Raw genomic sequence first — 599 nt, 5'->3', positions numbered from 1 at the left:
CTTGCGCAGGCCAACAACGGTCCGCAATCTGTACTCGGATTCCTTGGATAATCCCTGACGGGTTACCCCGTATAGTTAAAGACAGACCCTGTTGTTGCTTCGGCAGCAATGGGGTTTTTTATTTTGACAAGTTCCCTACCTGATTTTTTCTTAAAAGGAAGAATTTTCAATACTCATTTTTATTTTAGCCCGAAGCTATACAATGTGTATGCTTTTGCTAAAAGCTCTGAAAGGAAATTCCTGTTCGTTAAATGTGCTACCTGGTGGTAATGGTTAGGTTTTGAATAGGTGTTTTGGTAGTTGTTGAAAAAAAGTCAAAAAAAAATTTAAGATCGTTTTTTCCTCTACGATAATAGTTGTGCAACGCAGGAAGCAAACAAATTTTTTAAAAAACGGAGAAAAGTTATGGCAAGTTTTGGAGATTTAAACAGAGTAAATACAAACATACAATCGCTGGATTCCCAGCTATCCCTGAACAGAATTAATAAGGAGATGTCCGAAAACCAGTTGAAGATGTCAACGGGTAAGCGGATTAACCGTGCGGAAGATGACTCGGCCGGGTTTTCGATTGCAACGAAGTTGCGCAGTCGTGTTGGCGG

Annotated in this window: 1 protein-coding gene; it reads left to right on the top strand. The window is 40.1% G+C overall.

Features of this window, described 5'->3' with window-relative positions:
* Positions 1 to 405 precede the first annotated feature (405 nt).
* The coding region (locus FCN14_RS15625) for a flagellin (protein ID WP_434084072.1) at positions 406 to 599 on the top strand (194 nt) is incomplete at its 3' end.

It is taken from the genome of Fodinibius saliphilus (genome assembly GCF_005869845.1).
Lineage (GTDB): Bacteria > Bacteroidota > Rhodothermia > Balneolales > Balneolaceae > Fodinibius > Fodinibius saliphilus.
The sequence above is the reverse complement of the archived record's forward strand: the minus strand, read 5'-3'. Positions and strand labels throughout refer to the sequence as shown.